The following is a 1,305-nucleotide window of genomic DNA, read 5'->3' on the forward strand; positions in this document are numbered from 1 at the left end:
TCAGGAGTCAGGAGGAGATTTGAAAATTTCTTTGCCATCTCTTGAAATCCCAAAAAATGCACACTTTTTCCGGTATACCCTTCAAAACCCTTGCACTTTTTTCTGTTTATCAGCCTCTAACCTTTGATATATCAAGGTTTTAGGTTTATTCAGCAAACCCTAAGTATGAATAACCGACTATTAAATTACCATCCTTGGCAGCAGAAACACCCTGATATCCCAAGCATCCCCCGTATATATTCTGAGTATTTGCAGACAATAGAATTGGACTATGCCACTAGGTAGAGAATTACCACAGCTACTCAAGCAACGTTTGTTTCATAAAGGGCGCAAATTTGATTTTGAAGTGAATCGTTTGCGTTTACCTAATAAATCTGAAGGAGAATGGGAGTGTATTCGTCATCCCGGTGGCGCTCTGGCTCTTCCTGTTACCGAAGATGGTAAACTGATTCTTGTCCGTCAATATCGTTTTGCAGTTCAAGGTAGGTTGTTAGAATTTCCCGCAGGAACGGTAGAACCTAATGAAGAACCTTTGGAAACGGTAAAAAGGGAAATACAAGAAGAAACAGGCTACCGCGCTCATAAGTGGGATAAACTAGGAGAGTTTTTCTTAGCTCCTGGCTATTCTGATGAAATTATCTATGCTTTTTTGGCTAGAGATTTGGAAAAGCTGGAAACTCCGCCACAGCAAGAAGAAGATGAAGATATCGAAACTGTATTTTTGACTCCTGAAGAACTAGAAACAGCTATTCGTGAAGGACAACCTGTAGATGCGAAAACTATAGCCAGCTTTTTCCTAGCTCGTTCTTTGTTGATGTAATGGTGATATGCTGCTAGAAAAGGCACTTGGTGATGCCTACGGTACAGGTGATGTCTTTTGTGTAGAAATTAAATGCAAGGTTTTTGAGTTCCCACCTCGTAAAGTCTTGCACTTTTTTAACTTCCAGCAGGCTAAGACCCTTTACTTGTAATATTTTCACATTTATTCAGCAAACCCTAATTAATAATTAAAAAGGGTTTTAAGCTGTTGTGCATTTAATTTGTATAAGTGGAACAGGCATCTTGCCTGTTAAACAAGAGTTCAGAACATTAGGATTATACAATTTAGCTGTGTAACAGCTTATTCCCCTGTGGTGTATCCTACAGGCAATGTTTAAGTCCCTGAGTAAAGTATAAATTTAATTAGGGGTTGCTGAGAAAGTCTTTCCGTGAGGGCATAGGAGTCAGGAGTCAGGAGTCAGGAGTCAGGAGAAGATTTGAAAATTTCTTTGCCATCTCTTGAAATCCCAAAAAATGCACACTTTT

1 protein-coding gene is annotated in these 1,305 nt (G+C 39.2%); it reads left to right on the forward strand.

Going from position 1 to position 1,305, the window contains the following annotated elements; genetic code table 11:
* The first annotated feature begins 271 nt into the window (after nt 1–271).
* On the forward strand, nt 272–820 hold the full coding sequence (locus FFR48_RS27855) for an NUDIX hydrolase (protein WP_096565713.1): 549 nt from the start codon (nt 272–274) through the stop codon (nt 818–820).
* Nucleotides 821–1,305: the final 485 nt, after the last annotated feature.

It is taken from the genome of Sphaerospermopsis reniformis (assembly GCF_005402885.1).
Classification (GTDB): Bacteria; Cyanobacteriota; Cyanobacteriia; order Cyanobacteriales; family Nostocaceae; genus Sphaerospermopsis; species Sphaerospermopsis kisseleviana.

Excerpts from the sequence above, each read along its gene's own strand:
- FFR48_RS27855 (WP_096565713.1), top strand. The coding sequence starts at position 272 with ATGCCACTAGGTAGAGAATTACCACAGCTACTCAAGCAACGTTTGTTT.